23 protein-coding genes are annotated in these 25,967 nt (G+C 63.1%); 17 read left to right on the forward strand and 6 right to left on the reverse strand.

Translation table 11 applies throughout. From position 1 onward, the window contains the following. Positions 1-427 precede the first annotated feature (427 nt). From ACHWVH_RS02960 to ACHWVH_RS02970, 3 genes are read right to left on the reverse strand one after another with little or no spacing between them, the layout of a single operon-like run. Positions 428-820: an STAS domain-containing protein gene (locus tag ACHWVH_RS02960; RefSeq protein ID WP_267098737.1), complete on the reverse strand. Its 393-nt coding sequence runs from the start codon at positions 818-820 to the stop codon at positions 428-430. After that, entirely contained in the window at positions 817-1,257 is a 441-nt protein-coding gene (locus ACHWVH_RS02965; protein WP_394686644.1) for an ATP-binding protein, read from the reverse strand. The genes ACHWVH_RS02960 and ACHWVH_RS02965 overlap by 4 nt, the downstream gene beginning before the upstream one ends. After that, a complete protein-coding gene (locus tag ACHWVH_RS02970) occupies positions 1,254-3,230 on the reverse strand; it encodes a SpoIIE family protein phosphatase (RefSeq protein WP_394686809.1) in 1,977 nt (658 codons plus the stop codon). The genes ACHWVH_RS02965 and ACHWVH_RS02970 overlap by 4 nt, the downstream gene beginning before the upstream one ends. A gap of 216 nt (positions 3,231-3,446) precedes the next feature. On the opposite strand from ACHWVH_RS02970, the gene aceE reads away from it, so the two are divergent. The 10 genes from aceE to ACHWVH_RS03020 all read left to right on the forward strand — a co-directional run bounded on the left by aceE (position 3,447) and on the right by ACHWVH_RS03020 (position 16,834). Further along, on the forward strand, positions 3,447-6,137 hold the full coding sequence (gene aceE, locus ACHWVH_RS02975) for a pyruvate dehydrogenase (acetyl-transferring), homodimeric type (RefSeq protein WP_048490558.1): 2,691 nt from the start codon (positions 3,447-3,449) through the stop codon (positions 6,135-6,137). 309 nt (positions 6,138-6,446) lie between these two features. Then, positions 6,447-6,671, forward strand: coding sequence for a type II toxin-antitoxin system HicB family antitoxin (locus ACHWVH_RS02980; protein ID WP_394686645.1), 225 nt, complete (start codon positions 6,447-6,449; stop codon positions 6,669-6,671). Between the two features lie 57 nt (positions 6,672-6,728). Further along, positions 6,729-8,117 (forward strand): protein kinase, encoded by a 1,389-nt coding sequence (locus tag ACHWVH_RS02985; protein ID WP_394686646.1) that lies wholly within the window; start codon positions 6,729-6,731, stop codon positions 8,115-8,117. Between the two features lie 11 nt (positions 8,118-8,128). Then, complete coding sequence (locus tag ACHWVH_RS02990; RefSeq protein WP_394686647.1) at positions 8,129-9,289, forward strand: UvrD-helicase domain-containing protein; 1,161 nt, start codon at positions 8,129-8,131, stop codon at positions 9,287-9,289. Beyond that, complete coding sequence (locus ACHWVH_RS02995; RefSeq protein WP_394686648.1) at positions 9,286-10,707, forward strand: hypothetical protein; 1,422 nt, start codon at positions 9,286-9,288, stop codon at positions 10,705-10,707. The genes ACHWVH_RS02990 and ACHWVH_RS02995 overlap by 4 nt, the downstream gene beginning before the upstream one ends. A gap of 368 nt (positions 10,708-11,075) precedes the next feature. Further along, positions 11,076-11,747, forward strand: a complete 672-nt coding sequence (locus ACHWVH_RS03000) for an HNH endonuclease (RefSeq protein ID WP_267097303.1) — start codon at positions 11,076-11,078, stop codon at positions 11,745-11,747. 542 nt (positions 11,748-12,289) lie between these two features. Beyond that, positions 12,290-12,889, forward strand: a complete 600-nt coding sequence (locus ACHWVH_RS03005) for an XAC0095 family protein (RefSeq protein WP_394686649.1) — start codon at positions 12,290-12,292, stop codon at positions 12,887-12,889. Positions 12,890-13,053: 164 nt separating this feature from the next. Beyond that, positions 13,054-13,707 (forward strand): hypothetical protein, encoded by a 654-nt coding sequence (locus tag ACHWVH_RS03010; protein ID WP_394686650.1) that lies wholly within the window; start codon positions 13,054-13,056, stop codon positions 13,705-13,707. Between the two features lie 14 nt (positions 13,708-13,721). Continuing rightward, positions 13,722-14,717, forward strand: coding sequence for an XVIPCD domain-containing protein (locus tag ACHWVH_RS03015; protein ID WP_267114674.1), 996 nt, complete (start codon positions 13,722-13,724; stop codon positions 14,715-14,717). Between the two features lie 383 nt (positions 14,718-15,100). Continuing rightward, the gene (locus ACHWVH_RS03020; RefSeq protein ID WP_394686651.1) at positions 15,101-16,834 is read left to right on the forward strand and encodes a S41 family peptidase; all 1,734 of its coding nucleotides are present in this window, start codon (positions 15,101-15,103) and stop codon (positions 16,832-16,834) included. Positions 16,835-17,042: 208 nt separating this feature from the next. Here the strand turns inward: ACHWVH_RS03020 and ACHWVH_RS03025 are convergent, their stop codons facing one another. After that, complete coding sequence (locus tag ACHWVH_RS03025; protein WP_394686652.1) at positions 17,043-17,912, reverse strand: hypothetical protein; 870 nt, start codon at positions 17,910-17,912, stop codon at positions 17,043-17,045. Positions 17,913-18,043: 131 nt separating this feature from the next. Here ACHWVH_RS03025 and ACHWVH_RS03030 point away from each other — a divergent pair, with 131 nt between their 5' ends. The 4 genes from ACHWVH_RS03030 to ACHWVH_RS03045 all read left to right on the forward strand — a co-directional run bounded on the left by ACHWVH_RS03030 (position 18,044) and on the right by ACHWVH_RS03045 (position 20,758). Further along, positions 18,044-18,541 carry a hypothetical protein gene (locus ACHWVH_RS03030; RefSeq protein WP_394686653.1) on the forward strand — a complete coding sequence of 166 codons (498 nt, stop codon included), beginning with the start codon at positions 18,044-18,046 and terminating at the stop codon, positions 18,539-18,541. Between the two features lie 82 nt (positions 18,542-18,623). Beyond that, positions 18,624-19,286, forward strand: coding sequence for a hypothetical protein (locus ACHWVH_RS03035; protein WP_394686654.1), 663 nt, complete (start codon positions 18,624-18,626; stop codon positions 19,284-19,286). A 90-nt stretch (positions 19,287-19,376) separates the two neighbouring features. Next, positions 19,377-19,856 (forward strand): hypothetical protein, encoded by a 480-nt coding sequence (locus ACHWVH_RS03040; RefSeq protein WP_295927385.1) that lies wholly within the window; start codon positions 19,377-19,379, stop codon positions 19,854-19,856. Between the two features lie 122 nt (positions 19,857-19,978). Next, the gene (locus tag ACHWVH_RS03045) at positions 19,979-20,758 is read left to right on the forward strand and encodes an SPFH domain-containing protein (protein ID WP_295927533.1); all 780 of its coding nucleotides are present in this window, start codon (positions 19,979-19,981) and stop codon (positions 20,756-20,758) included. A gap of 129 nt (positions 20,759-20,887) precedes the next feature. Here ACHWVH_RS03045 and ACHWVH_RS03050 read toward each other — a convergent pair whose 3' ends face one another. Further along, positions 20,888-21,505, reverse strand: coding sequence for a hypothetical protein (locus tag ACHWVH_RS03050; protein ID WP_295927388.1), 618 nt, complete (start codon positions 21,503-21,505; stop codon positions 20,888-20,890). A 224-nt stretch (positions 21,506-21,729) separates the two neighbouring features. On the opposite strand from ACHWVH_RS03050, the gene ACHWVH_RS03055 reads away from it, so the two are divergent. Continuing rightward, entirely contained in the window at positions 21,730-22,650 is a 921-nt protein-coding gene (locus tag ACHWVH_RS03055) for a hypothetical protein (RefSeq protein ID WP_394686655.1), read from the forward strand. A gap of 174 nt (positions 22,651-22,824) precedes the next feature. Here ACHWVH_RS03055 and ACHWVH_RS03060 read toward each other — a convergent pair whose 3' ends face one another. Beyond that, positions 22,825-23,793, reverse strand: a complete 969-nt coding sequence (locus ACHWVH_RS03060) for an alpha/beta hydrolase (RefSeq protein WP_394686656.1) — start codon at positions 23,791-23,793, stop codon at positions 22,825-22,827. 222 nt (positions 23,794-24,015) lie between these two features. On the opposite strand from ACHWVH_RS03060, the gene ACHWVH_RS03065 reads away from it, so the two are divergent. Then, positions 24,016-24,825 (forward strand): hypothetical protein, encoded by an 810-nt coding sequence (locus ACHWVH_RS03065; RefSeq protein ID WP_267121477.1) that lies wholly within the window; start codon positions 24,016-24,018, stop codon positions 24,823-24,825. Positions 24,826-24,949: 124 nt separating this feature from the next. Continuing rightward, positions 24,950-25,918 (forward strand): polysaccharide deacetylase family protein, encoded by a 969-nt coding sequence (locus tag ACHWVH_RS03070; protein ID WP_267123026.1) that lies wholly within the window; start codon positions 24,950-24,952, stop codon positions 25,916-25,918. The last annotated feature ends 49 nt before the right edge of the window (positions 25,919-25,967 follow it).

The following is a 25,967-nucleotide window of genomic DNA, read 5'->3' on the forward strand; positions in this document are numbered from 1 at the left end:
CGTCCTGCGCGTGCATTCGGTGTGCTTGGGAGTTCTGCGGGGATGCGCTGTCCAAGTTGCATCGGCCAGCGGTGGCCCTTGTGAGAGTCAGCTGGTCATGCAGTCGCGAAAAGGGAAGCCGGAAGCCGACTGACACCCTCCCTCGTCGGGACTGAAGTCCCTCCCACAAGAGATGCCCAGCCCATCCCTGTGGAAGTGGCTTAGCCATGACGCGCTGTACGGCAACTCCGGTCGCGGCCTGGGCCGCTTGTGTCGACAGAGGGTCTTGCGGCGCGCTCGCCGGGTGCACTGTGGGAGGGACTTCAGTCCCGACGCATTGCGCCATCGGAACGCGCGCCGCTTCGCGCACGTCGCAGTTACATGACAGCCGACTTGTGTCGAAAGAGGGTCTTGCAGCGCGCTTGCCGGGCGCACTGTGGGAGGGACTTCAGTCCCGACGCGTTGCGCCATCGGCAAGCACCCGCCGCTGCATCTCGTCCAGGTACTCGTCCAGTTCCTGCACCGAGGTAAAGATCTCGTTCAACGGCACCGCCTTGACCACGTCGAACACCTTGCGGATCTGCGGTTGCGGGTTCACCACCAGCACCCGGCCGTCGCGCGCGGCCAGCACCTTGCGCGCCTTGAAGATCGAGCGGATGCCCGCGCTGCTGATGTAGTCCAGATGCGACAGGTCCAGCACCAGGGTGGTGATCGGCGTGGCCAGCAGCGGCGCCAGCGCCTCGTCCAGGGCCTGGTAGGTATGCGTGTCCAGGCGCCCGCTCAGGGTGAGGCGTTGGCGCTTGTCCTGCGCCGGGTCGATCTGCAGGCTCAACGTGGTCATGCGGGCGACTCCTGAAGAGGGGGATCGGCAGGTTGCAGCAACACGATGCGCACGACATTACGGCCGGCGTCGTGGCGGTAGTCCAGGCGATCGGCCAGTTGCTGCACCAGGTGCAGGCCGAGGCCGCCGATCGGGCGTTCGGCGATGTCCGCGTCCAGGTCCGGCACCGGCGCGCTGCGCGGATCGAAAGCCGGGCCGCTGTCGTGGAACTCCAGCACCAGCGCGTCGTGCAGCAGATGCAGGATCACGTCCACCGGCAGCGGGGCACGGCGCAGGTGGCCGTGTTCGAGGGTGTTGCACGCCAACTCCTCGACGATCAGCCGGGTGCGGCTCACCTGCTCGCCGCTTACGCCGTGGCGCCGCAGCGCCGCCTCCACGCTGTCGCTCAACTGCGCCAGTGCGTCGATTGCCGGTTCCATCTGCCATCGCAGCATCATCGCGTCGCCTCCCGTGCCGGATCCTGGCGCAGCCGGATCGCCAGGAGCGTAATGTCGTCGGACTGCGGTGCCGGTGCGGTGAACGCCTGCACGTCGGCCAGCACCGCGGCGCACTGCGCCTGCGCGTCGGCGCCCGGCTGCAGCGCCGCCAGCAGCCGCGCCTCGCCGTAGGGCCGCTCCTGCGCGTCCATCGCCTCGGTGATGCCGTCGGTGTAGCTGAGCAGGGTGGCGCCGGCGGCCAGGCGCCCATGCACCACCGGATAGCGCGATTGCGGCTCCAGCCCCAGCGGCGGGCCCGATTCCAGCGGCAGCAGGTGCGCACTGCCGTCGGCGTCGAGCAGCAGCGGCGGCTCGTGGCCGGCGCTGGACAGCCAGTAGTCGCCGCTGTGCACGTCGATCAGCCCGCACAGCACGGTGGCGAACATGCACGGCTCGTTGCCCTCCACCAGCCGCTGCGAGGCGGCGATCAGGATCGCGTCCGGGCGCGTGTGCCGGCGCGCGGCGATCTCCAGCACGGTCATCGCCCGCGCCATGAACAGCGCCGCCGGCACGCCCTTGTCCGACACGTCGCCGACCACGAACCACAGCAGCCCCGGCTCGGTCTCGAAGAACTGGTAGAAATCGCCGCCGACCATCTCCGCCGGTTCCAGCAGCGCATAGGTCTCCAGGTGCTTGTGGGCGCTGTCGAAGGTGCGCCCACCCGGCAGCATCGCCTGCTGGATGTCGCGCGCGATCGACAGCTCGCTCTGCATGCGCTGCCGCGCCTGCGCCAACGTGGCGATCTCGTCCAATTGGCGCTTGATCGAGCCGCGCGCGCTGTCGAAGGCGCGCGCCATCACCCCCACTTCGTCCGCGCGCTGCACATGCCGCAGCGGGTAGTCGAACGCGCCCTGGCTGAAGTGCAGGGCCGAGTCGGTCAGGTCCTCGATCGGCCGCACCAGCCGCACCGTGTAGCGGTGCAGCAGCCACAGCCACAGCGCCAGCGCGGCGGCACCGGCCAGCGCGCCCCACAGCACGATGCGGTCCAGCCCGGCCAGGATGTAGTCCTCCGACACGCTCAGCGCGAAGGTCCAGCCGGTGTCGCCCACCGCCGCGCTCTGGGTGAGGTAGCGGGTGCCGTCCGGCGCGGTGTGCTCGAAGCGCACCGGCCTGTGGGTGTCGGCCGCCTGCGCCAGCGGCGACAGGTCCGGCCGCGCCCGCGCCACGTGCGCCTCCAGGGTGCGGCGGAAGCGCAGCGCCGGGTCCGGATGCAGCACGAACAGCCCGTCCGGCGACAGCAGCATCGGCTGCAGCCCGCTGTTGGCTGGCAGTTCGGCGACGATGGCCTGCAGCCGCTGCAGCGGCACGTCCACGCTCACCATGCCGATCGCCGGCGCCTGCGGCCCATCGCCGGGCAGGCGCAGCGGCAGGTTGTAGGTGGTCAGGTAGGCGCCGCCGGTGCTGGCGTCGCTGTACGGCTCGGACCACCACGGCGCCGGCGCGGCCAGCGTGCGCCGGTACCAGGGCATGCTGAGCGCGTAGAAGCCCAGCGCCTCCACCGGTTGTTCCAGCACCCCGGTAGCGGTGCGCCGCAGGTGCCAGGCGAAACCGCGGCCGTCGTCCTTCAGTGCGCCGGGCTCGATCACCAGCAAGGCGCCAGCGATGTCCGGGTCGCCCTGCAGCGTGGCCTGCAGCAGGTTGCGCAGGTTGAACGGTTGCCGGCCCAGCCCGCTCGCGGCGGCGGCCAGGGTGCGCCCGCTCACCTGCACCGAGCCCAGCGTGGCGTCCAGGCTGCGCGCGGTCTGCTGGGTCAGCCCGGCCACCTCCTCGCGGGCGTTGCGCACCATCACCTCGCGCGCGCCCAGGTAGAACAGCAGGGCCAGGCCCAGCAGCAGCGCCACCTGCAGCAGACTTCCCCACAGCAGCAGGCGCGTGCGCAGGCTGTGCCGCCAGGCGACCGCGGAAGGCTCCTGCGCTGACGAGGCGACGGCGATGGCGGCGCTCCACGGGGGCCTGGAGCCCGATCATAAGCGCAGCCGCGGCCGCCCGGCACAGCGGCTGCCCGCACTGTCCCGCCGCGTGTCCCGGGCCAATGTGACAGTCCGTTCCATACGCTGGCGTACGAGGTCCTGCGAGGCGGTTGCGCTACACTTGCAGGCTTCGAGAAAACACATGCCATCGCGCGCGTGCGTGCGACCTACGGGAGCGTTATGAACTGGTTGAACGAGGTGCTGCAGAACGATCCGAACCCCACTGAAACCCAGGAGTGGATCGAATCGCTCAAGGCCGTCATCGATGTCGCAGGCCCCGAGCGCGCGCATCAGCTGCTGGAGGACATGGTCGAGCTGACCCGTCGTTCCGGCGCCTACCTGCCGTTCTCGCCGACCACCGAGTACGTCAACACCATCGCCCCCGCCAACGAGGCCAAGAGCCCGGGCGACGCGGCCATCGAGTGGAAGATCCGCTCGATCATCCGCTGGAACGCCATGGCCACCGTGGTCCGCGCCAACCGCAAGCCGGGCGACCTGGGCGGCCACATCGCCTCCTTCGCCTCCAGCGCCACCCTGTACGACGTGGGCTTCAACCACTTCTGGCGCGCGCCCTCGGACAAGCACCCCGGCGACCTGCTGTATATCCAGGGCCACAGTTCCCCCGGCATCTACGCCCGCGCCTTCCTGGAAGGCCGCATCAGCGAAGACCAACTCAACAACTTCCGCATGGAAGTGGACGGGCAGGGCATCTCCTCCTATCCGCACCCGTGGCTGATGCCGGACTTCTGGCAGACCCCCACCGTGTCGATGGGCCTGGGCCCGCTCAGCGCCATCTACCAGGCGCAGTTCATGAAGTACCTGGAGCACCGCGGCCTGATCGAGAAGTCCGACCGCAAGGTGTGGTGCTTCATCGGCGACGGCGAGAGCGACGAGCCCGAGACCCTGGGCGCCATCGCCCTGGCCGGCCGCGAAGGCCTGGACAACCTGATCTTCGTGGTCAACTGCAACCTGCAGCGCCTGGACGGCCCGGTGCGCGGCAACGGCAAGATCATCCAGGAGCTGGAAGGCGTGTTCCGCGGCGGCGGCTGGAACGTCATCAAGCTGCTGTGGGGCGGCTACTGGGACGCCCTGCTGGCCAAGGACACCAACGGCGTCCTCAAGAAGCTGATGATGGAAACCGTCGACGGCGAGTACCAGAACTGCAAGGCCTTCGGCGGCGCCTATACCCGCGCCAACTTCTTCGGCAAGTACCCGGAGACCGCGGCCATGGTCGCCGGCCTGTCCGACGACGACATCTGGCGCCTGAACCGCGGCGGCCACGATCCGCACAAGGTTTACGCCGCCTACCACCAGGCGGTGAACACCAAGGGCATGCCCACCGTGATCCTGGCCAAGACCGTCAAGGGCTACGGCATGGGCTCGGCCGGCGAGGCGCTGAACCCCACCCACCAGACCAAGAAGCTGGACGACGACGCCGTGCGCGCGTTCCGCGACCGCTTCAACATCCCGCTCAGCGACAAGCAGCTGGCCGACGCCGAGCAGGTGCCGTTCTACCACCCCGGCCCGGACTCGCCGGAAGTGCAGTACCTGCAGGAGCGTCGCGCCGCGATGGGCGGCTACCTGCCGCAGCGCCGCCGCAAGGCCGATCTGTCCATCCCGGCCCCGGGCCTGGACAAGTTCGAGCGCCTGCTCAAGGACAGCGGCGAGCGCACCTACTCCACCACCATGGCCTTCGTGCAGAGCCTCAACATCGCCCTGCGCGACAAGGAACTGGGCCCGCGCATCGTGCCGATCGTGGCCGACGAAGCGCGCACCTTCGGCATGGAAGGCATGTTCCGGCAGATCGGCATCTACGCCCCGTTCGGCCAGAAGTACAAGCCGGTGGACGCCGACCAGCTGATGTTCTACCGCGAGGACCAGTCCGGCCAGGTGCTGCAGCAGGGCATCAGCGAGCCGGGCGCGATCTCCTCGTGGATGGCCGCCGGCACCAGCTACTCGGTCAGCAACGTGCCGATGCTGCCGTTCTACATCTACTACTCCATGTTCGGCTTCCAGCGCGTGGGCGACATCGCCTGGCAGGCGGCGGACATGCGCACCCGCGGCTTCCTGCTCGGCGGCACCGCCGGCCGCACCACCCTCAACGGTGAAGGCCTGCAGCACGAAGACGGCTTCAGCCAGGTCATCGCCGGCTCCATCCCCAACGTGCGCAGCTACGACCCCACCTTCGGCTACGAAGTCACCGTGGTGATGCAGTACGGCATCCAGCGGATGATGCAGGAGCAGGTGGACGAGTACTACTACATCACCCTGATGAACGAGAACTATGCCCACCCGGAAATGCCGGCGGGCGCGGAAGACGGCATCATCAAGGGCATGTACCTGCTCAAGGACGCTGGCAAGCCCAAGAAGGGCGAACTGCGCGTGCAGCTGCTGGGCTCGGGCACCATCCTGCGCGAAGCCATCGCCGCCGCCGAGCTGCTGGACAAGGACTTCGGCGTCACCGCCGACATCTGGTCCTGCCCCAGCTTCAACGAACTGCGCCGCGACGGCTTCGACGCCGAGCGCTGGAACCGCCTGCACCCGGAAGGCGAACAGCGCAAGCCGTTCGTCACCCAGCTGCTGGAAGGCCGCCAGGGCCCGGCCATCGCCGCCACGGACTACGTGCGCGCCTTCGCCGACCAGATCCGCGCCTTCGTGCCGATGCACTACACCGTGCTGGGCACCGACGGCTTCGGTCGTTCGGACACGCGTGCCAACCTGCGCCGGTTCTTCGAGGTCGATCGGTACTACATCGCGCATGCCGCCATCGCGGCGTTGGCGAAGGAGGGGAAGATGACCGGCAAGGATGTGGCCCGAGCGATCAAGCAGTACAAGATTGATCCGGAGAAGGCTAATCCGGTTGGGGTTTAACCGACCCGCCAGGTAATAACGTTCTGCCCCTCTCTCGCCACGCGGGAGAGGGGGCCGCAGCGGAAGGGCACCCTTCCCCTGGCCGGCCCGCATTCGCAAGGACCGCGGACATGCCCCCGAAAATCCGCGACGTGCTGCAACAACTCAGGGACGCACGCTGGCAGCAAGTCAGCCAGGCGGCAGCCACCGTCAGTTCACGCGTTCTGTCTACCGAGGTTGCGTGACAGTGGTCGGCTAGCCGAGCGATGATGAAACTCCCGGCACCTCGCACAGTCTCCTGAAGCAGGCCGGCCTGAAAAAGTAATCGCTGTGCGCTACGCCGTTGTCATCGAGCAAGCAGGCAACAACCACTCCGCGTGCGTGTCGGATTTGCCTGGGTGTATGGCGACGGGCGCGATGACTTCGGAGGTGGAAGGTTTGATTCGCGAGGCGATCGAGTTGCATCTTGCTGGGATGCGTCAGGACGGGGAAACGATTCCGCTGCTTTCGAGCCAGGTCTGGATAGGTCGTTATAGTTTGAATTCCGACATGTGAAAGGGGTTCCGTTTGCCAGAGATGACGCCGGAAGTACGGAGCGATATTGAGGAACGCTTGAGCCGATATCTGCTCGAGCGCGAAGGCTATGCTGTGCCGAAGTTTGTTGATTCTGGCGGCTCCGCCGCGCTCTACCGTGTCGAGAGCCCACAGGGCTTGCGGGCTATCAAGGTATATGACCCTGCCTTTCTGGTCGGCCCAGCTGCCGCAGCCGAGAAAAGGCGGCTTGAGTTGCAGCGTGCGCTGATTGGCCATGCGTGCCCAACCTTGGTGCAAATTTTTAAAGTCGATGAAGCAGAAGGAACTGCCTTCGTTGAGATGGAATTTATTGAGTGGCCGCAGCTCAAGAAGGTTCTCAGCCAAGTGCCGGACTCTTCGGTTCCCGTCTTGATTAAGCAGCTAGTAGAGGCTGTCATTTACCTAGAGAGGCTCGATATCGTTCATCGCGATATCAAGCCGGAGAATATCCATGTTTCTCCAGATTTCAGTGTCCTAAAGCTAATCGACCTTGGTGTCGCTCGTGAGCTGATAACCAAAGAAGAAGAGACAGTCTCCGCCACTGACTATGGAGCTCTTCGTCCCTTCATAGCTACGGCTCAATACAGTTCGCCAGAGTACCTGTTCCGGCTCGATGCCCCCTCGCCAACCTTGTGGAAAGGGTTGTCTCTGTATCAAGTTGGTGCGGTACTTCATGACCTTATTGTGAAGGCTCCACTATTTAATCAAGAAGTGAGTCTAGGAAATCGTTGGTTAGTTGCCCGGGCTGTACTTAGTCGCGTACCAAGCTTCCCTGATGTTGACCCGACCCGACTTGCGGCTTACAAGGCCTTGGCGGCGCGGTGCCTTGTGAAGGACATCAGTACACGTCTAAGTCTGGTGGATTGGTCTGATTTTGACCTAGAGGCATCAACTGACCAGCTGTCCGCACTGCGCGTCCGCTTAGCTAAGAGCGGGGGTGCTGCTGGTCTGCATGCCAATGTTGCGAACAATGCCAGATTAGCCTTTGAGCGGTCGGAGTTCACAAGACGCTTTTGCGAACTGGTTCGAACTGAGCTAACGGCCGTTTGCACAAACAAGGTTCCATTTACGCTTAAGCAATCTTCAGTTAACTCGGCAAACGAGTACATATTTGAATTTGCTCTTGGATTCGATACTCAGTTGCGGGTTATTCTGTGCTTTTCATGGCATGAGGAGCTTCAACGGAAATCTGCTGATATCAAGGCATCCGCAGCGTTGAGTGTTGGTGGTAGTGCGCCAATAGATTCACTTGAAAATTTCATCATCTGCGTTGCAACAAGCAATGAAGCTGAGGAGGTTTCGGCATACGACGTGGCATGTAGACTTGCCTCAGTGTTGGGAAAAGCACTTGACTTAATTGAGGCGTCGCCGGACAAGGGTGCATTAAACGGTGTCGATATGGGCATACTCGAATTCACACGGACTTAGGATAACCGCGAATGGATACAAGCTGGTGGCGGAAGAAGGATGAGCTAGACGAAGAACAGAAGGCTTTTATTCTCGCTCCTTCGACAGCTAGGTTGATGCTGGAGGGTCCTCCTGGGTCAGGGAAAACAAATTTGCTGCTGCTCCGAGCGCAGTTCATAGCTGGTCAAGGTGAAAAGAATGTGCTCATTATTTCGTTTACAAGGTCTCTCGCGGACTTCATGAGGAATGGAGTTGAAGGTAAGGGGTTGATTTCGGGAGACCAAGTTCGTACCTACCATTCTTGGGCTAATGAACATATTCGCGAGTATCTTGGTGAGGCACTCGTGCCTGATGGTAACGAGTTTGATGATGAGGTGAGGGCGCGCGCATTGGAACTTGTTCGTGCTGCTAGAAATAAGCTTCCAGCAACGAAGCTTTACAGCGGAATATTCGTTGATGAGGCGCAGGACTTCTCGGTTGACGAGCTCGAGTGTCTGCTTGAACTCTCAGATAAAATTTGCGTATGTGGTGATGTTCGCCAGGGTCTGTATAAGAGAGATGGATTGTCTATAGCTGATAAAATTGACTTGCAGAGAATAACGCTTAAAAGGCACTACCGAATCGGTCAGCGCATTGCTGAAGTCGCAGATAGAATTCTTCCGCCTGTCGACGGTGCTGAATCGTTATCTGCTACCGCCAACTACAATGCAAAGACGTACGGTATAGCAACCGCGAAGTTGCATGATTGTGCTAGCAGAGATGAACAGTTTGAGAAAATGTGTGATCTCATCTCCGTGCAGTTAGATGCATTCAAAGGTGATAGTATTGGCATATTCTGCGGCCGCAAAGACAGCGCGGCCGAAGTGATGGAGCGTTTTGTCGGGACAGAGTTTGAAGGCAAAGTCTGTTTGCACGGCGCTGGTGGAGGGAGCTTTGGTAGTGGCAAGCTCATCCACATTATGACAATGCATGCAGCTAAAGGGACTGAGTTCAGATCTGTTCATATTTTTGGTGCTGAGGAACTAAAGAAATTTCCGCTCAACCGAAGCAGGCTCGCATATACCGCAGTGACCAGGGCTAAAACAGCATTGAACGCATATCGAACGGGACCGACCAGCCATGTATTGGAGGCTGCATTTGCTGAGCCTGTGCACATGGACCTTGATGCCCTCTTTCATGAGGGGGCGTCATGAATTGGAAAGATTTAATTTGGTACTCCATTAGCAAGGATGACGTGCCAGCTCTTGCCTTTGGGGTCGGGAATAGACGAGGTGGCGGTTCATCCTCGCCTAATCAGCTCATGGCGAGTGGCATGGCTGTCGCGTATTCGCGTACCGGGACGCAGCCGCCAGACTACCAGCCGCCATCATTGTTTGTTCTCAGAGATGGTGAGGCATCTGAGACACTGGCATGGCTGAAGGTCTATGCGCCTGAGACCTTTCCGCTAAGCCAGTTTGCCCGTGTCATTTCAAGTGATGATTGGCAGTGCGTTGAAGGGATGGGCGATATCAATGTCGATGCTCGTTCGGATAGATGGGCCTGCCTCATTCTTGGGGAGCTTCTTGCTCAAGGGGAGGTGGATACAGATGTTTCATCCGTGCCCTTGTCCCGTGCCTCCGCGTGCTTTTCCACAGCTATTGCTCGGGCCGAGATGTCGCATGGTCGGTCTGAACTACTCCGAATTTGCAGCGAGCGGCTTCGTAGCATAGAAGCGGATAAACGTTTCGTGCGGCGTCCTTTAGTAAGTACAGACCTGCATTCAATTTGGGCGCTCATAAGCGTGGATGCTGGAGAGTTGAATGACCCGCAAGAGGTAGCCGAACTAGTGCTAAGTGTAGCCACCAGTCATGCGACCGGCATTGATGTGGGGCGGCTGGTTCCAAAACTTAAGGAATTCCCAGAGTTGTTCGGAGATTCCGCTGAGGAGAGAGTGCTTGCTTTTCAGCGGTTAGTTAAAAGACTCGATATTCAGTTGAACGTCGGTCCAAGCAGGCAGATGGCAGCCGCAACCCTCGCTGCGGGGGCGCTTCTTGTCGGTAGAGGAACAAGCCACTCTTTCCTCTTGCGTAAGTCTCCGGTGTTCGCTCCTCTAGCTTTTGTCTGGTTTGGCCTCATGGCCTCGCTGCTTGGTGCGCATGGTTGGGATGCGCAGTGGTCGAGAGCGGTCAAGGGTATCGAACGGCAACTCAGGGGTAAGCTCCGTTGGGATGAGCCACCTGTCTGCGACATCTGTTGGACAGAGTACTTATGGCTGTCACAGACGTTTACCGGCTTACAGGTTTTTTCTGACGTGGCACGTCTTGCCACACGTACACTTTCAATTGAGATTGTACCAGGCGCTATTTGCCAGTTCCGACTGGCGCTTGAATCAAAAGCCGTAGAGCCTGAGCAGCGAGTGCGCCCCAATAGGTCAGTTCATGAGGATGAGCTAAAATCGGTGTTAGAGCAATTTCTCAATCTGGCTAATCGTGCTCGACATTTGCTTGAGCACGGGCAGTTGCCGGGTGGCGGAAACACTCAAGCAAGCCTTCCCTTTGATGAGACGCAGCTGGAAAAGAAACGTCCGCCTGCAAAAAGCGGACGGTCGAAGCGACCTGCCAAGAAATCGTAGTACATGTCGGATAGGTGAAAACAGGGGTCAGAGTGCACTTTCCGATTGCTTCTTGGCTGCTGGGGCCTTAGGTGGTTGGCCGGTGCGCTCTGCTGGGCCAGCGCAGCGGCCCAGCTGGCGTTCGATCGCTCCGCGGAATCGGTCGTTGCCTAGTGTGTGCTGCCGTTGCGAAGACAGGGTCAGAGTACAGTTTTTGCCTTTGACACCTTGACCTTCGCCGTTCTTCCCGTCCGTGTCGCCGACGCCACGCGCCGTCAGATCTGTCGTTCGATGGCTTCGCGGAGGGGGGGGGGCTGCACTCTGACTCAGGCTTTCCTGACCCAGGCTTTCGCTTTTCTGCCCATCAGTGACCACTTTGGTGATTCTCAATGTCCTATGCGTTCGACCTGCGGCAGGTGTGCGGTGGTTATTCCTACTTCAGTGCGTTCTCTCAGTGTGACGACTTCGGGCACAGCCGATATGAGCGACGTTCACCATCGGAGGTAGATTCAGATCGATTTCTCTCGGCGTTGGCGCAGCTTGGCCAGCGCGCTAGCTTCGTGGATTCCGACCGTTCATTGCGCGATTGGCTCTATATCCAAGGGTGGGCGCTTGTCGACGAGGCTTTCGCCCATCGCAAGATGGGAAATTGGTTGCGATCCCGGAAATGTATCCGTTCGCCGCTGGGCTCGTATACGGATATCGAAATCGCATCTCCGAAAGCGCTCTCTAGAACCTACAGAGGAAAAGCCAAGAGCCAGATCCTTGAGCGCGACAAGAACGTCTGCTTGCAATGCGGTTCCTCCCAGCGGCTCACGCTGCAGCATGTCTGGGCATTTTCAAGTGGTGGAGAGACTTCTAGCAGGAACATGGTGACGCTCTGCTCCGACTGCAATCAGGGTTATGCCAACTTGATTGATGTTGAGCTCTATCGAATCGCCGGCTTGATGCACGGCGTTGAGCCCTCCTTGCTCAAATCTGCACCGGATCCGCACGAGGCCTACACTCGTGCAATTCAGTTATCCGGCAACCTTATGCATACTCGTTGTGAGGTCTGGTAGCGCGTCGATCGTCGAAAAACGGCAAAACAGAAAAACAGGGGTCAGAGCCCACTTTCTGCCGAAATCAGGGTCAGGTTCACTTATCAGCCGCAGGCCGTTGGCTCGCGCGGTCGATGCGCGGGCCTGATTGCGGTAAAACGGCGGGTCTTGGCCTCGACCGTAAACGAATAACGGGGTCAGGTTAAGTTATCTAGGAAGTGGACTTGACCCCGAGCTTTCCAAAGCCATATTGTCGCGTCGTAGAAAGATTTTGACCCCACTACAGGGAATACCCTGTTGACTTGGCTCGGCATCGGTAGCATTATCGATCTTAAGGAGCGTCGAAACTCCTCTAACAGCGGTACCCACCTCCGACAAACCGGTGGGTTTTTTGTGCCTGTATGCTTTGCAGGTGCAACCGACGCGATGCCTGCGTCGGGAGGGCGGCTAATACAACACCCGCAAGGGAAATACGCCCGCCGTCTGTTAGCGGTTTCGAACCTCCCGACTTCCCGTCCGCCATGCGTGACGGGCGGACCCCTTCATGGAACGAGGAGGCAACGATGGCGTACGACCGTTTGGACGATGAAGACATGCCCGGCTATTTCCTGCCGGAGGACAGCCAATTCCGGCTGGCGAAGCTGCGCGATCACGTGAGGTTCCTGGTCCGGCTGGCGCAGCCACGGTCGCTGGACGAGGAGCGCGCCGCCGAGCCCAAAGTGCGCATGGGCGAGCTGGCGCTCTGTCTGGAGCTGCTGGCCGACCAGGTGGACCTGGTGCTGGACGCGCTGTCCTATCCTGCCCAGAGGACCGACACGACGCGCGGCGCCTGGCCCGATACCACTACCCAAACAGTGCCGGGCGCCGGCAGCGGCATGTTCCGCATGACGCAGCAGCAGATCGACAGGCTCACTCAGCTGGCTGACACCGTCTCGGCCAACGCCCGGATGGTGGCGGCCGGTGATGCGGCCGAGCGTGCCGGCCAAGCGCTGCCGGAAGTGGGCAGCACGCTCTGCGCCGCAGCGAACGACGTGCGTGAACTGCTGCTGCAGATCGCACACCAGCCGCTGCGCAAACCGGCGTCCAACCGCGTACGAGAAGAGCGGGCTGTCTATGCGCTGAAATCCGAGGCGCCGCCTGCGGGAGGCGGGCGGCTGCATTGATCCTGGTTACATTGGCGCGGCGCGGGCGCTTTGTAAGACAAGGCCGACCCAACGCTGTTGGGCTGAACAGGGCTGCAGCGAGTATCCGCGTGGGCGACGGCATACTCGCGCCGACCAGCCGGCCGGACTACTCTCTAGTACAAGAGAATCGAAGCGAGCGTGTCATGGTGACAGCGAAGCACCTGATCGGCATCCTCTTCATTGCCGCGACGCTGCAATTGACGGGATGCCAGGCTGATTCGGCTCAGCCCCCAGCGCCGGACCGTGCGCCGCATGCCAAGGAGGAATCTGCAATGAGAACGACCGTGCCGTTGGTCAGGCCACTGAGCTCGCAAGTGTTGGCTGATGCCATCACGCTGGATTTCGATGTTCCCGCCCAGGCAGATGATCCGGAACCGCCTATCTTCATTGGGGTGAGGGTAACGGCCCCGGATGCTGAGGTTGCGCTGTCCAAAGTGGACCGCTTACGCGACGCCGGCGTCACCGCGCAGGTCCATCTCTCTCGGTTGACGGCGGCAGGCGAGGAGCCCGTGGTATTGCAGCGGAGCGAACTGGTTGGGCGCACCGAGTACCAGACGGTGGCATTGGACCGCGACGGGCATGTGCCAGGTCTCCTCAAGGCGAATGCAGATGAACCGACGATGCGCGCCGCTGGATTGATCGCGCCAGGTGCTGCTTATCGTGAAATGGATCTGGCCTTTGTTCGCGATACACCGCCTGGTCGCTACCGGGTGTCCGTCCGCTTCGGGGGGAATGTTCGTGCCTTGGAAGAGACACACCCGGAACTGCTGGTTGCCTTCACCGCCAAGGCGCAATAGGGAGGCGTAGCACCATGAGCGAGCCTACACCGCGGTACACGGTCACTGTCTATCTGGCTGCCCCCGGCACACCGTTGACGTTATCCGGCGGAACGTCTGCGGCGGGACACATGTATTACACGCTTTCCGATGGAAAGCAGGTTGATAGCTACGGCTTTGCGCCTGTCGAACACGGAAGCTCCAGTGGTCAGGGCAAGGTGTACGACAGGGATCTGCGGGATTACAAGGATCCCTACTACAGCCGCACCATGGAAATCAGCCGGGAGCAGTACGACCGGCTGCGCGCCTTTGGCGACGCACCGCAAAAGCACGGCTTCGATATGAAGTACAGCGGTACGACGAACAGTTGCATCGACTTCACCTGGGGCGCGCTCAACTACGCCGGGCTGCACCGTCGAGATCGCCATGGCGCCATCGATGAAAAGTTCGAAGGCGACCTCAAGCCGCTGAGCAACAAGGACGACGTTCAAAGCATCCCCGCGCCAAAGCCGGGAAGCGAACTCAACAAAGAGCATCACAATCCGATGCCGAAGCAGACCATCCTGCAGAAGGTCATCACCGAGAATGGGACGCAAGGCGAGCAGCGCGCGTCCGGGAGGCTCGCCGGTGCAGGGCCTGAGTTACCACGCGACCCATTGCTGCAGCAGGCGGAGTCCGCGGTGGTGAAGTTGGAGCAAGGCTTGGGGCGGGATTACGACGGCAACAGCGCCAAGTTGGCGGCAAGTGCCGCATACCTTGCAAAAGAAAGCGGCCTCTCCCGTATCGACCACGTGGTACTCAGCCAGGACTCGCGCAATGTGCGGGCAGGCGAGAACCTGTTCGTTGTCCAGGGAGCGCTGAACGACCCCGCACACCTGCGTGCGCACATGCGGACCGAGGATGCGCTGCGCAAGCCGGTTGAGGAGACGCTGGCGCAGCTGCAGTCGTTGAACGAGACGCAACGCCAGAACCTGGCACAAGGTGTGGAACAGCGGGACCAGATCCAGGCCCGACCACATCAGATGGGATAGCCTGCCTGCGCTATCAGCACCCGAATAGTGCCGCGGTCCTGTAAAGGTACGGCTGCGAGCCGCACTTGCTACTTCACTGCGCCTTTGCGGCACAGGCCGATGTTGGTTCTCGCTGCGCGCACGATGGCCAGGTAGCGGTCCGCCAGCATTGGCGTCTAGGAATCAGGCGCTCAATCGTCTGGCGCTGGATCCGCCAGGGTCGCGATGCCGGTAGTGGATCGCTGTTAACCCTCCCTGGCGACGCACCGGGCAAAGGGCAGCGCGGCTCATGACAGGCTCTTGTCCCTTGGTCGCCGCAGCTGCCCAGCGTCGTCCAGATGCTCGCGCGCGCCAGATGCCCGATACTGCGGCCTGCAATTCAAACGCTTGAGCGCGAGGGTGCGATGCGAAGCTGCGGATGGGGTGCGCTGTTGTGGTTGCTGCTGTTGCCGTCGGTGGGGGCGGCGGAAACGCCAGCCGATCAGGCCTATGCGCGGGCCACCGCTTTCCGCGACCGGGCCAGTCAGCTCAGCGAGCACGGCGCCAAGAGCACGCGTGAGGACCTGCTGAAGGCACGCGATGCCCTGCAGCAGGGCTTGCAGTATCTGGACGATCCGACGGTCGCAGCGCTCGCCGAGGGCAGCAAGACGCTGCGCTTCCGCCGCCTGAACCTGCTGGGCGATCTGGTGCGGGTGCAGGTGTGGCTCGGCGACCGCGACGCGGCGGTGGCGGCCTGGCGCGCTTTGGACGCGATGTCCTGGCATGAGGGGCTGATCGACTTCGTGGTGGACAAGGACCCGGCGACGGCGGCGTTGCTGGACGATCCGCGCCTGGCCGAGGTACGGCGCCACGAAGCGCTGGCGGTGCGCGATGCCACGGCGCCCTCGATCGCGGTGCCTTACGCCGTGCAGCTGACCGAAGCCCAGCGCGTGGCCGGGTTGTCGCAGGTGTGGATGGCCGCGCGCGAGCGCTTCGTCTGGTTCGACCACGTGCCCGACCTGGACTGGGATCGCCTGTACCTGGAGACGCTGCCACTGGTCCAGCGTGCGGTGAATACCGACGCTTACTACCGCGTGCTGGCGCGCTTCCTGGCGCAGTTGCACGACGGACACACCGGGATCCTGCCGCCCAAGGAGCTGGAGGACCGTTGGTATGCCCGTCCCGGGCTGCGGACGGCCTGGCTGGACGGGGAGGTGGTGGTGACCTCGGTCAGTGATGCCGCGCTGCGCCGCCAGGGGGTGGCACGCGGCGACCGCATCCTCGCGATCGACGGCGAGCCGGTGGTGCAGTATGCGCAGCGGGCGGTGCGTCCGCAGCTCAGCAGTTCCACCCCGCAAGACCTGCAATTGCGTATGTATACCTACGCCTTGCTGGCCGGCGATGCTGCCACCCCGGTGCGGCTGTCGGTGGAGCACGCCGACGGGCGCCGCAGCGAGGTGCGTGCCGCTCGCAGTGGCTATACCAGGATGAAGGTGCCGGAGGTGCCGCTGCTGCGCATTCGCCGCGATGGCGTGGCGGTGCTGCGTGTGCCGCAGTTGGAGAACGATGCCAGCCTGCAGGCGCTCAAGCAGGCACTGCCGCGCGTGCGTGCCGCGCGCGGACTGATCCTGGACCTGCGCGGCAATGGTGGCGGCAACACGTGGTTCGGCTTGCAGATCCTGCGCTACGTCGCCGCGGCGCCGCTGCCATCGCTGCGCTCTGTCGAGCGCGACAACGGCTCGTCGCTGGCGCAGGCACGCGGGGCCAGGCTGATCGAGTGGCGGCCGGTGCAAACAGAGCCGGTGGCACCCGAACCGAACGCCTATTCCGGCCCGGTGGCGATGCTGGTGGATGCAGGCACGTTCTCCGCCGGCGAGGACACGGCGGCGGTGTTCCGGCTGATGCGGCGCGGCCCATTGGTGGGGCAGGCGACCGGTGGGAGCACCGGCCAGCCGCTGCTGCTGGCCCTGCCCGGCGGCGGTTCGGCGCGGATCTGCGTCAAACGCGACAGCTACCCCGACGGCACCGACTTCGTCGGCGTCGGCGTGCTGCCGGACATCGTGGCCGCACCGACCCGCACCGACCTACGCGACGGCAAGGACCCCGTACTCGAACGCGCGGTGGCGGCGCTGGGTCAGTGGCCGTCGACGTCGCCCTGACACGGGATGCGCCGCGTGCGGTGCGGTGGCACGTCTGCGCTATTGCACTGGCGATGGCGCTTTTGCTGGTGCCTGCCTGCACCTCGATCGAGGTGCCACCTGCCAACTTGATTGCCAAAGAGGGCGCGTCCGAATCCGTCAATGTGGTCGCTGGCGGCGGCGTGGTGCCCTCATTCCCTTCTGTCCTGACACTCCCTCGCGTTGGGGACTACTTCTTCGTTGCGCCTTTGCGGCACAAGCCGATGTTGGTTCTCGCTGCGCGCACGATGGCCAGGTAGCGGTCCGCCAGCACTGGCGTCCATCCTTCCACGGCCGCGTCGTCGTCCTTGGCGGCGTCCTCCGCATACTTGTCGAGTGTGGAAAGGCACTGCGCATACAAGCCATTTTTGTACTGGGTGACGGCCAGATCGTTACGAATGGCGCCTTCGTCTTCCCATTCCAGCGTCGGCAGGCAACTCGGCACGGCTGGCGACAAGGTGGCGAGCGCCGCCCTGTAGTCTTTCGCATCATAGAGACGCTTGAAAGTCGTCCGTGTGCGGTCCAGCGCGTCCCGGCCACAGCCATCCTTGACCCGCAGGTAGGGCGCCTCGAAATCCCCGTTGTAGCCGCAGAACGTCTTGCATTCGGCGGGCGTGGCAGCCGCTACGTCAATGCCCTGCGGCGTACTGGCGAACTTCACCTGGCAGGTGGGTTGGCCCTTGTTCCCCTTGGCGACGCCGGTGTGTCCCTCTATCGCGCCATTCAGCTCGCACACGTCTTCCCCCGTGGTGCTTTCCAGGGAGAAGGTCAATGTGCCGTTTTGCTGCTTGATCAGCAGGCGACCCCATCCCTTGTCGGTGATGTACTCGCCCGGCGGAGGAGTGCTGTCGGACACAACATGCGGCGCCGCCAAGGCGGGCTGTTCCTTGCGCGCTCCCGGCTTCGGGGCAGCGTCCGGTGGTTGTGCCGAACAGGCGGCGGTGGACAGCGTGGCGATCGCAGCGCAGACCAGCCAGGTCATCTTCAGAGGAGGTGTTTTGGCCATATCTTTTCGCCGATCCTGTTTTCCCTGCTGATCTTTAATGGTCGATGCGGCCATGCGTCAAGTCGGTGCGCAGATGCGCGCGCTGGCCTGCGGCTGGATATCTGGCGGGAGGTCGGTGGAACGCCGGGAGACCGATTGCTATCTTCCCTGCCTACGAGCCGCAGGCCATGTACAAGGGGTGACCGATGATGAAGCAGCACCGACGCGGGCGGCGCTTGTCGCTGGTCGCGCGAGTTGTGGCGATGGGGTTGATGACCTCGTGTGCGGGTTCCGCTTACGCAAGCAAGTCCACCACATTCTCCGGCGAGTGGGGTTATGCCAAGAGATGCGACTTGGGCCATTACCTGGGCCTGCATCTGCAGCAGCATGACGATCGCGTCACCGGAGATTGGAGCGAGGGAACCAACGCGCACGGCCATGATGGGCAGTTGCAGGGGGAAGTACGCGGGGGCACGTTGCATATCCGCTATTGCAGTGAAGATGGAGGAAAAAGCTACGCCGCATGTCCCGCGTTCTCAGGACCAGAAGATCGGTTCCGGCTACAAAATGGACTGCTTGTTCGCTATCAGAAGTACGGTTCCGGTTATCGGCGCGACGTTGCGCTTCACCCGAGTGTCGCAGGGAAGGATGTGCCTTTCGATCAAGAATGCATGGATCAAGACGATGGGCTCGACCAGCCCTGAAAATTCCTTGCGCCCGAAGCAAGCAACGTCCCTGTGCTAGCGTGAGAGTGCAGCTCCGCGCTTCCATGAAGTAAGCATCGAGATGAATTTCATGGCGAAATCGAAGCAAGCGCTTTGCATGGTCTTCGTCGCCGCGACGTTGCAACTGACAGCATGCCAGCCCGAATCGGCTCAATCAGTGGCATCCACCCAGGTGCTCCATCGCAAGGAGGCGCCTGCAGCGAGGACGACCGTGCCGCTGGTCAGGAAGCTCAGTCCGCAACTCCTGTCTGATGCCATCACGCTCGATTTCTCTGTTCCTCCCCAGGAGGATGATCCCGAGCCGCCGATCTTCATCGGATTGCGGGTCGCTGCTGCAGATGGGGAGGCTGCAGCGGCCAAGGTCGATCGCCTACGCGATGCTGGCGTGACCGCTCAGTTGCACCTCTATCGATTGACAGAGGCAGGCGAGCAACCGGTGGTATTGCAGCGGAGCGAAGAAATAGGGCGTACCGAGTATCGAGTCGTGGCCTTGGGCCGCGATGGGCATGTGCCACGTATCTTCGCGACAGATGCGGACGTCACAACGATGGAAGCCGCGGGGTTGATTGCTCCGAATGTCACCTACCGCGAATTGGACATGGCTTTTATACGGGATACGCCGCCCGGCCAATACCGGGTGTCCGTCCGCTTCGAGGGTAACGTCGGTGCCTTGGAGGAGGCCGGATCGGAACTGTTGATCGCCTTCACGAGGAAGGCGAAATAGGAGCGCGCCTGACGATGGCCCATGGCAGGTTAGGCTTTGGCTAGTTGGAAGGGCAATTTCACAGATGACAGATCGACTAAGGCGGGAAGAATGACGGAAGTGCGATGGTGGCTGATCGCGGCCTTCCTGTGTGGGGGCATTAATGTTTCTGCTGCCCGCGCCGTCGAAGTAGATCGGGGTGATCTACTTTGCAGCCAAGCCAGCGATTGGACTGATGGAGCGTTGGTGGGTGCAAAGCAGATGACCCCGATGGTCGTGGAAAGTGATGCAGGCCGTACCTATCATTTCGATCTACACGGAAGCGCCGGACTGCAGACGCTGGACGCTAGCTGCGGATGGGGGAGCTACGCAGAGTGCGTCTTCACTGCTCGCCGGTCTGACGGCGGCACTTACCAGTTCTCGGACCTCTCCAGCTTCGGCCTATGGAGAACGACGGATGGTCTTTACCTGGTGTACCGCATCGTGTCTCCCAGGGCAAAGACGGATGCCCGCAAGCGCCGCATACTGAAGTTGGATGATCCGCCGAGAGAGGTTTGCAACCAGATTGGCGACTATTCGAATCTTATGTAGGTCCATGGGCGGCCTATCTGCCTATGCCCGAGTAGATGCCTCGTCCGCCGTGATGCGCTAGCATCCCCCGCACACGACGGCGCGCGGCGCCGTCCTTCAGGGGGACATCGATGAAACATTTCATGCTGGCCGCCGCCGTGGCGGCCTTGCTGTGCGGCTGTACCGTGGTCTCGCCCGATCCGGGGCAGCAGGCGGTGTTGGTGGACAAGCCGCTGCTGTTCGGCAAGGGCGGCATCCGCCTGGACGACGTGCGCGATCCCGGCCGCACCTACACGTGGATGACGACGTCGGCAGTGTACGTGGACACCACGCCGCAGACGGTGCAGGTGGCCTTCGACGACTTCTCGTCCAGCGACAACATCCTGTTGGACTTCTCCACGCAGATCCAGTACCGGATCACCGCGCCAGCGCGGCTGCTGTCCGGCTTCGGCCAGGACTGGTTCAAGAACAACGTCGCCAGCCAGTACGCGGCGATCGTGCGCGACCAGGTCAAGCGCTACGACATGACGCGGATGATGAGCGACCCGGACAGTGCACGGAAGATCGACGAGGCGGTGACCGAGAACGTGCGCGCCCTGGTCAAGGAGCAGGGCCTGCCGATCCAGATCCAGAACATCACCCTCGGCCGCGCCCGCCCCAATCCCGACGTGCTGCAGCAGATGAACCTCACCGCCGCGCAGCAGCAGCGGGTCAAGACCCTGGTGGAAGCCACCACCGCCGAGCGCCAGCGCGAGCAGGAGCAGGTGGCCAAGGCAGATGCGGACAACGCCTACCGCAACCGCATGGGCCTGACCCCGGAGCAGTACCTGGCCAGCCAGATCGCCGAGATCAATGCCGATGCCTGTGCCAAGGCGCAGGCCTGCTACATGGTGCCGTCGGGAACGTCGGTGATCGCCAAGTAGGGCCGGGGCAACGCCTTCCACGTGTCATCGCATCCAGCGCCGTTGTGGGGTGTTGGGTGTGGGGCCTTGGCCGTCTACCGGCCTGACATTTTTGCGGGCTGCCCCGAAGCGCCTGGCGGCCGACCGACTTCAGTGCGTGCCAGGGCGCTCCAGGGGCGCCAGTTGCGCACGGGCACGTCCAGCCTCCAGATAGGTCTCGAACAGCTCGATCAGGTGTGCGCAGGACATGCCGCGCACCCCGAGGGTCTTGAACACGATCCAGTGTTCCTTCGGGTTGTACCAAACACGTCGCACGCTGTGCGCTGCGCTGGTCAGGCCCGAATCCTTGAGCGGCACCTCGCAGCCGTCGCGCAGGTCCACGAACAGGATCAGGTTCTCGCCGGCAAGTTGGCCGGCGCCCACGCGATAGCCCTGGACGCTTGTCCACGCGATCGGACGGGTGAGATCCGGATACTGAAAGCCGGCCTCGCTGAGGCAGAGGAACGGGGTGGTGCGACGCTTCCAGAACATGCGCCCCAGCAGAAACAAGCCGATGCCGATGGCCAGTCCGGCGCCGCCCATCCACCATGTCTGCCTGAAGGCGAATGCCAGCATCATCAAGGCCGGCACCGTCATGAAGAAGGACATCACCCACAGCAGGACGATCACCGGGATCGTGCTGCCGCCTTCGTAGACCTCGATCGTGTCCCGTCCTTGCCCAGCGAGGGTGTGTAACCTGTGGATCACGGTGGAGTCGTTGTCCTGCATGTGCGTTGGTTCCAAGAGGAAGGGCGGGACTGAGCCAGGTCGTAGGGCGCGACCGGAGTTGTTCCATTGAAGACGAGCGACGACACGAATTCCCTCACCTGAATCCCAGAGCATGCAGAGCGCCCGGGCATCCCTGCGGCATCGGCCACGTAGACGACCTGCGCTGGCAGTGTTGTAGCCTGCTGTGCCAGAGTGACGCGGGCAGCGGTTTGGGAGATCGAGAGATGGAGTGCGCCGAGAGCGTTACCGGGTCGCGCCCGCCGGCGACCCGGCTGTTCGCCCTGCTGGCCCGCGAGGCGCGCACCGGGGTGATCTTCCGCCGCGGGCCGAGCAAGCAGGTGCAGCTGATCCACTGGGATCTGCGTGACGACAGCTTCGTGCACGGCCAGTGGTTCAAGGGCCGCATCTACGAGCGACGCTGCGATTTGTCGCCGTCGGGGCGGCTGCTGGTGTACTTCGCCTCCAAGCAGCGCGGCGACTTCGGCACCTGGACCGCGCTGTCGCGGCCGCCGTTCTTCACTGCGCTGGCGCTGTGGCCGAAGGGCGACTGCTGGGGTGGCGGCGGGATGTTCGAGGACGAGCGGACCTTGTTGTTGAACCACCGGCCACGCGAAGGGCGGGATCCCTTTCCGATGCCGACCGGCTTCCAGTTGCCGCACCATCTGCAGGTGCGGCCGTTCGGCACGCATTCGGGCGGCGGCGAGGACGAGCCGATCGACGGCGTGTTGCGCGAACGCGATGGCTGGCGCCTGTGCGATGACGGTGAGGGCGAGCGTGGCGGGCTGCGCAGCGGCGCATTGTTCCGCTTCAGCCGCCCGCGCGTGCGCGAGAAGCTCGGCGCCAATGGCCGCCGCCTGCAGTCGCTGCTGCATGCGGTCGGCCAGGAAAACCATGCCTGGTATGGCCTGGATCACCGGGTGCTGGACCGCGACGGCACCGTGCTGGTCGACCTGCCGGGCAGCGACTGGGCCGACTGGGATGGCGGCGACCTGGTGTTCGCGCGCGAGGGCAGGCTGTATCGCTTGCGCAAGAGCGACTTCGGCGAGGTGGCGCAGCGGGGTGCCCAGGTATTCCGGTTGCTGCACGATTTCAGCGGCGCACGCTTCGCACCATTGGCGCCGACGGCGGATGCGCTGAAGTATTGAGCGGCCGTTATGCGGTGCCTTCAGTAAACCTCTGCGAACACGTGCCAGTAAATGGCGTTGCTTTAGAAGACCTTTAACGGCGGCCGGCCGGCACCTGTGGGAACGGCTTCAGCCGCGACAACGCCATCCGTGGAGATGTAGCATCCGCCCGACCGGCGGCGTGCGCGCCGCGCCTCACTGCCGCGGAACACCCAGCAGAAACTTCAAGCCATGGGTGAGCCCGCGCGGCGCAACGCTCAGGTGATCCTCGTCGTCCAGCACGGCCAACTGTAGACTCAGCGACGGATAGTGCCGTCCGCGCAAGGTCTGCACCATCTGCTGCGCGTCGGTCACCATGTCGTAGCGCTTGCCGTAGCGGCGCTGTTCGTACTCGCCGACATACATGTAGACCTGTGCCGGCAGATCGCGGTGACTGGAGGCGAAGCGCGTTTCCTCGGCGCGCATGGCATGCGCGCCGAACCAGTACGATGGACTGCCCAGGATGTAGCCGGAAAACAGCTCGGGTGTGCTCAGCAGGATCTGCGTACCGAGCAGGCCGCCGTAGGAATGGCCAAGGAACAGGCGCCGCGCTTCATCGGTGCGATAGTGCTGCGCAACGAAAGGGAGCACTTGACCGCGCAAGTACGCAATGTAGGTGCTGGAACCCCCGTGAGTGGCGCCGGCGGCCGCAACATCGCCGGCCTCGGTGGTGGGCGTATAGTCGCGGCGACGGCTTGGCATCGGTTCATCGCCGAGTGCATACGACAAGCCGACCAGGATGAAGTCCTCGATAGCCGGACCTTCGCCGTTCAAGCGCCGCGCAATCTGCCGCGCCACCGGAAACGCGTAGTCGGCATCGGTGGCGTACAGCACCGGGTAGCGCCGCTCGGGGTGATCCACATAGCCGGCAGGCAACGCCACGAACACCTGGTAGGTGCGGCCGGACAAGCGATCGGGGACATCCCACACTTCGGTCCCGGCCAGTTCGTACGGCGCACCGCTGCCGCGCTGACCACCGAGCTGCGTCGCTACCGTGCGTGCGGGAGGTGGTGCCGGTTGCGTGGTGGCCTCCTTCGTTGCAGACGCTGCCGCGGGCGCCTGCGCCGTGTTCGTGCACCCGGCGAGCAGCAGGCACGTCCAGACCAGCCAAAGCGCTTTCCTCATTCCGTCATTTCCGTTTGTTCGGGTCCGCGCGCGAGTCGGCGCATCTGCATGGTGCCATGGCGGCGCGAGTGCCGGCGCCTCGCGTGTTCTGCATCGCGCGCGCACCCGTTCCGCGGCGCCCGCGGTCCGTGTCGATTGGACGTGCGAAAAGGAGATTCCGGCGCTGGCGGCTTCCCTCTGCATGAAAGGTAGATTAGGTTGCCTGCACTTGGGGGGAGTCGCATGCGTATCGCGTTGGTCATCGTCGTTGCCGTGGCATCGCTCTGGCTGCTTGCTGCAGGACGTGCTGCGGCGCCGACCGGGCGGCAAGCCCCGATCAGGATCGCCTCGGTCTCGATCCAATACACATACATGGGGTGGGGGTACGTCGATGAACGTTTCCAATTGGTTCCGGCGCGCAACGGCATGGGGTTTGTCATGCGCTGGACGGATCAGGATGGGGCGAGGCACGCCGAGCAGGTGGTCGCTACGGACAAGGTGATGGCGCTGTTCGCGGCGGCACGCGCGCCTCGCATCGATCGCGCGACCGGGCTGGGCGCGTTGCAGCAGCGGGCGATGGAGCCAGCGACCATCGCCAGAATCCGCAATGCGCTGTTTGTCGATCGGGATTGTCCACCCCTACAACAGCGCCAACTGCGTGCCGCGCAAGTGAATGGAGATGGCGTGAGAGACGCGCTCGAGCGGCTCTATGGCGAAACTATTCCATGGACCGACGATAGCCCGTCCATGACGATCCGCATCGTGCCCGAACGTGGTGCGCCGCTGGTGTTCCATTCGCAGTCGCAGAAGCCGTTCATGCTGGCGTGGATCCACGGTGTGCCTGGGATCCGAAGAGATGAGGCGATGGATGGCCCAGAGGCGACCTGGTCGATGCCGCTTAGCGATGCGCTTGTGGAGATCCTGCCGGCCCTGTCGCCTGCACGAAAGCGCTTGGCGCGCGAGCAACTGGTGAGGGTATTGGCTCGGAACCTGGAGCGTCGCTCTCCTTTATCCTGCTCGCAGGATCGTGGCAACGCGCACGCAGGGAGTTGAATCTTCGGTGCCTGGCTCTTGCAGGTGAGTCGGCCAGGCAGGGCGCGCGACTAGATGAAAGATGCTCCTTGGTGTCGTCAGTAGGTGGGCGTATAGACTGGCAGCTCCATACCGGGGACGTCCGATGAGAGTACTTCGCTGCCTGCTGCTGCCAGCCCTGCTGTGCATCACCGCATTCGCCCAGGCCCAGGACGATACGCGCCGCATCGCGGTGACCATCGACGACCTGCCGTGGCAGCGCATCGAGCAGACGCCGCCGGCGCAATTGCCGGCACTGCATGCGCAGTTGATGGCCTCGCTGCGGCAGGCGCAGGTACCCATCGTTGGCTTCGTCAACGAAGACAAGCTGGAGCAGGACGGACAGGTGCAGCCGCAACGCGTGGCGATGCTGCGCGACTGGCTGGATGCCGGCTATGCGCTTGGCAACCACACTTACGGCCATGTGAACCTGCACCGGGTGGGCGTGCCGGCGTACGAGGACGCGATCGTGCGCGGCGAGCGCACCTTGCGGCCGTTGCTCGCCGAGCGTGGCCAGCCGCTGCAGTGGTTTCGCCATCCCTATTTGGCGACCGGCCGCAGCGTCGCCGACCGTGAGGCCGTCAATGCCTTCCTGGCCGCACACGGCTACCGCATCGCGCCGGTCACCGTGGACAGCGGCGAGTGGGTCTGGGCGTTCGCCTACGCGCATGTGCTGGACGAGCCGCCAGGCCCGGCGCGCGACGCCATGCTGCTGCGCCTGCGCAAGGGCTACGTGCCGTACATGCTCAACAAGCTGGATTTCTTCGAGCGCGAATCGCAGGCGCTGTTCGGCCGTCGTATCCCGCAGGTGTGGTTGATGCACGCCAACGCGCTCAACGCCGCCGCCTTCCAGGATCTGATCGCGGCCACGCGCCGTCGCGGCTACGCCTTCATTTCCCTGGATGAAGCGTTGCGCGACCCTGCCTACACCCATGCCGAGGGCTACACTGGCCCCGGCGGGATTAGTTGGCTGCACCGTTGGGCGATGGCTGAGGACAAGCCGAAGGACTTCTATGCCGGCGAACCGGTGGTGCCGCGGTGGGTGTTCGCGCTGGCGGGGGTGGATTCGGAGTAATGCAGGGATCGTCTCGTAACGCCCGCCAAATCGGAGCAAAGGATTATGA

Origin of the sequence: uncultured Xanthomonas sp. (assembly GCF_964278005.1) — a bacterium.
Classification (GTDB): Bacteria; Pseudomonadota; Gammaproteobacteria; order Xanthomonadales; family Xanthomonadaceae; genus Xanthomonas_A; species Xanthomonas_A sontii.

Coding starts and splice junctions, on each gene's coding strand:
- ACHWVH_RS02960 (WP_267098737.1), bottom strand. CDS start 820: ATGACCACGTTGAGCCTGCAGATCGACCCGGCGCAGGACAAGCGCCAA.
- ACHWVH_RS02965 (WP_394686644.1), bottom strand. CDS start 1,257: ATGATGCTGCGATGGCAGATGGAACCGGCAATCGACGCACTGGCGCAG.
- aceE (WP_048490558.1), top strand. CDS start 3,447: ATGAACTGGTTGAACGAGGTGCTGCAGAACGATCCGAACCCCACTGAA.
- ACHWVH_RS02990 (WP_394686647.1), top strand. CDS start 8,129: ATGGATACAAGCTGGTGGCGGAAGAAGGATGAGCTAGACGAAGAACAG.
- ACHWVH_RS02995 (WP_394686648.1), top strand. CDS start 9,286: ATGAATTGGAAAGATTTAATTTGGTACTCCATTAGCAAGGATGACGTG.
- ACHWVH_RS03000 (WP_267097303.1), top strand. CDS start 11,076: ATGTCCTATGCGTTCGACCTGCGGCAGGTGTGCGGTGGTTATTCCTAC.
- ACHWVH_RS03005 (WP_394686649.1), top strand. CDS start 12,290: ATGGCGTACGACCGTTTGGACGATGAAGACATGCCCGGCTATTTCCTG.
- ACHWVH_RS03010 (WP_394686650.1), top strand. CDS start 13,054: ATGGTGACAGCGAAGCACCTGATCGGCATCCTCTTCATTGCCGCGACG.
- ACHWVH_RS03015 (WP_267114674.1), top strand. CDS start 13,722: ATGAGCGAGCCTACACCGCGGTACACGGTCACTGTCTATCTGGCTGCC.
- ACHWVH_RS03020 (WP_394686651.1), top strand. CDS start 15,101: ATGCGAAGCTGCGGATGGGGTGCGCTGTTGTGGTTGCTGCTGTTGCCG.
- ACHWVH_RS03025 (WP_394686652.1), bottom strand. CDS start 17,912: ATGGCCGCATCGACCATTAAAGATCAGCAGGGAAAACAGGATCGGCGA.
- ACHWVH_RS03030 (WP_394686653.1), top strand. CDS start 18,044: ATGATGAAGCAGCACCGACGCGGGCGGCGCTTGTCGCTGGTCGCGCGA.
- ACHWVH_RS03035 (WP_394686654.1), top strand. CDS start 18,624: ATGAATTTCATGGCGAAATCGAAGCAAGCGCTTTGCATGGTCTTCGTC.
- ACHWVH_RS03040 (WP_295927385.1), top strand. CDS start 19,377: ATGACGGAAGTGCGATGGTGGCTGATCGCGGCCTTCCTGTGTGGGGGC.
- ACHWVH_RS03045 (WP_295927533.1), top strand. CDS start 19,979: ATGCTGGCCGCCGCCGTGGCGGCCTTGCTGTGCGGCTGTACCGTGGTC.
- ACHWVH_RS03050 (WP_295927388.1), bottom strand. CDS start 21,505: ATGCAGGACAACGACTCCACCGTGATCCACAGGTTACACACCCTCGCT.
- ACHWVH_RS03055 (WP_394686655.1), top strand. CDS start 21,730: ATGGAGTGCGCCGAGAGCGTTACCGGGTCGCGCCCGCCGGCGACCCGG.
- ACHWVH_RS03060 (WP_394686656.1), bottom strand. CDS start 23,793: ATGAGGAAAGCGCTTTGGCTGGTCTGGACGTGCCTGCTGCTCGCCGGG.
- ACHWVH_RS03065 (WP_267121477.1), top strand. CDS start 24,016: ATGCGTATCGCGTTGGTCATCGTCGTTGCCGTGGCATCGCTCTGGCTG.
- ACHWVH_RS03070 (WP_267123026.1), top strand. CDS start 24,950: ATGAGAGTACTTCGCTGCCTGCTGCTGCCAGCCCTGCTGTGCATCACC.